Below are 2,609 nucleotides of genomic sequence, written 5' to 3'. Positions count from 1 at the left end.
GTACCACCCTCTTCCCCACCCCCACCCTCTTCCTTTCTCATCACCGCCGGGGGGGCGCGTCCCCGCCCCCGCCCCACCGCCGCCGCCCGCCGGTCCGGGGGGAGCGTCCAGAAGGCCAGGTCGGACAGGTCGTCCTCGGTCGCCCGTGCCGTCGTCGTCACCGCACACCGTCCTCGGTAGTCAGAACGCCGTTCGGTTGCCATCGAACCCAGCCTTCCGGACCCCCGTCAAGGCCGATCAGACCGCCGCCGCGGCCCGGCGGCGCAGGACGGCCCGCTCCGCGGCCGTCCACGCCCCGGACGTCAGCAGGTACAGCCCCGCCGCGAGGGGCACGAACGCCGCCACGGCGACCGTCCCGAACGGCGCCAGCCGCGCGACGGCGCCCATCGGCCCCTCGGCGGTGACCCGCCGCGACGTCACCACGGCCACGACCGCGAGCAGCGCGAACAGCCCGAGGAAGACGAGCGAGGGCGGCGCGAGGAGGCCCCCGCCGAGGACGCCGATCCAGTTCTGCCCGAGCGGCGCCGCGAGCAGCGTGTGCGTGAGCAGCAGGTTCTGGTGCCCGGCGACCGTCGCGGACACGAACAGGCGGTACATGACCATGAAGAACGGCATCTGCGCGACCATCGGCAGGCATCCGGCCACCGGTGTGGCGCCCTCCGCCTCGTACAGCGCGGCCATCTCCCGCTGGAGCCGCCGCGGATCCTTCGCGTGCTTCTTCTGCAGCGCCTGGACCTTGGGCATGAGCCGGGTGCGCGCCCGCTCGCCCCTGGCGGCCGAGACCGCCAGCGGGACGAGCGCCAGCCGCACCCCGGCGGTGAACAGGACGATCGCCAGCGCGGTGGCCAGGCCGCCCGCCGCAGGGGCGAGGGCGTCCGCGAGCCCGCCCACGAGGACGGCGGCGATGGAGACGGGAATGTCGAACATGAACGTGAACCTTCCGGAACGAGGGGATCGACGGCGTTCCGGCCGCGCTCAGGCGGCCGCGATCCCCGTTCCGGGCGCTCGCGGGCGGGGCCGTCCCGCCGCGTCCGGGTCCCGCTGCGGCAGGAAGGCGGTCCGCAGGGTCCTGTCCCGCAAGGTCGTCCGCACCCGCGCCCGTGCCGCTCCCAGGCCCCGATGCGCCGCGTGGACCCGCACCGCCGCGAGCACCAGGAGCCCCGCCACGGTCAGCGCGCCCAGCGTGACCAGCACCGACTGCCCCGGCGCTGACCCGGCCCATTCGGCCACCGCGAACCCGCGCAGCAGCGCGAAGACCAGCAGTGACCAGAGCACGACGAGCCTCTTTCCGGTGCGCGGCGGCGAGATGCGCTCAGTCTGCCACGGCGGCGCGATGATGATCGACCGGCTTCCGGTCACAGCAGCAGGAGGGCGAGGGCGGACAGGGACGCGAGGGCCGCGGCGGTCTTCACGGGCGGCATGCGGGCGGCCATCGCGGCGTCCCGACCACCGTCGCGGGCCAGGTAGGTGAGGAGGGCGCTCAGCGCGCGTCCGGCGCCGAAGGCCGTGCCGGTCAGCACGGTCGTGAGCGGGTCTTCGTGGATCAGGAGCAGGCTCAGGGCCAGGACGTAGGGGGCCGTGGCGGAGACGTAGGTGCGGACGCCGGTTCCGAGTTCGAAGCCGAACTGGAGGGCGCCCCTGCGGAGGCGGGCCCGCAGGACGTCCTGGGGGATCTGGCGGGCGTTCTGGGGGAGCGGGACGCGGACCAGTCCGGCTTCGCGGGCGGCCCCCAGCGCGGCGACGGCCAGGATCGCGGCGGCGCGGACGGCCGGCGGAAGCGGCGCGGAGAGGCCGGACAGCAGCCAGATCACCGTCGCGGTGAGCGTGCCTCCGAGCAGGAGCCCGAGGGTGAAGACGGCCAGGACCTCGCCCTGCCGTACGGGGGCCCGCCAACCTGGCGAGAACAGCACGGATTCGCTGTTGCGCGTTCAGACGCTGCCCGACAGCGAGAATCCGGCGAGCGCGCCGATCGACGCCCAGCACAGGACGGCGGCGTCCAGGGCGGCGGCCGCCACCGCCAGGAGCGCGAGGGCGGCGACGGGCAGGAGCGGGTCGGTCGTGCCCCGCCGCAGCCGCCCCGCGGTCAGTTCTTGCACGCCATGGCCTTGCGGCAGATGGTCTTGTACCAGTTGCCCTTCTTGGACTTCTTCCAGCCGTCATGGCAGCGCCAGGTGACGCCCTTCTTGCAGCTGCCGCAGCTCTTGGCGTAGGCCCAGAGCCAGCCGTCGTAGCCGCCGCCGTAGCACTGGTTGGGCCGCAGCTTGTAGCGGCCGGGATCCGACACGCCGGACTTGTGGAAGCCCTTGTACTTCCCGCTCGTCCGGCAGCACACGCTGCACACCAGGCTGGGCCCGCAGCCGGGCGAGCAGTTGTGATTGGCCGCGTAGGAGGGGCAGCGCGGATAGATGTCGTAGTAGCCGACGAGCTGGAAGCCCGAGGCGAGCGCCTCCCGCGCGGGCGGGAAGACCCCGAGGGCCTTCAGCCCGGCGGTGGCGCCCGCGGCGGCGAGCCCGACAGGCGATCCGCCGCACTCTGGAGGCCGGCTCGGAGGCCCAGCACTCGGTGACCGAACGGCCCCTGTTCGCGTTCCGGCTGCACCAGTTCCTGTC

5 protein-coding genes are annotated in these 2,609 nt (G+C 74.1%); all 5 read right to left on the bottom strand.

What is annotated here, in order from left to right:
* Window positions 1-237 precede the first annotated feature (237 nt).
* Window positions 238-927: a membrane protein insertase YidC gene (yidC, locus tag AB0K37_RS41655; RefSeq protein ID WP_363991623.1), complete on the bottom strand. Its 690-nt coding sequence runs from the start codon at window positions 925-927 to the stop codon at window positions 238-240.
* A 48-nt stretch (window positions 928-975) separates the two neighbouring features.
* A complete protein-coding gene (locus AB0K37_RS41650; protein ID WP_363991620.1) occupies window positions 976-1,359 on the bottom strand; it encodes a DUF6412 domain-containing protein in 384 nt (127 codons plus the stop codon).
* Window positions 1,356-1,910 carry a hypothetical protein gene (locus AB0K37_RS41645; RefSeq protein WP_363991617.1) on the bottom strand — a complete coding sequence of 185 codons (555 nt, stop codon included), beginning with the start codon at window positions 1,908-1,910 and terminating at the stop codon, window positions 1,356-1,358. Before AB0K37_RS41645 ends, AB0K37_RS41650 begins: the two co-directional genes overlap by 4 nt.
* An 18-nt stretch (window positions 1,911-1,928) precedes the next feature.
* Complete coding sequence (locus AB0K37_RS41640) at window positions 1,929-2,096, bottom strand: hypothetical protein (RefSeq protein ID WP_185026079.1); 168 nt, start codon at window positions 2,094-2,096, stop codon at window positions 1,929-1,931.
* Window positions 2,084-2,609 (bottom strand): hypothetical protein (locus AB0K37_RS41635; RefSeq protein WP_363991614.1); only part of this gene is annotated, 526 nt, incomplete at its 5' end. The genes AB0K37_RS41640 and AB0K37_RS41635, both read right to left, overlap by 13 nt.

This window comes from Actinomadura sp. NPDC049753, from assembly GCF_040674655.1.
Classification (GTDB): domain Bacteria; phylum Actinomycetota; class Actinomycetes; order Streptosporangiales; family Streptosporangiaceae; genus Spirillospora; species Spirillospora verrucosospora.
Note: the sequence above shows the minus strand (reverse complement) of the source record. Positions and strands in the feature narration are given on the sequence as shown.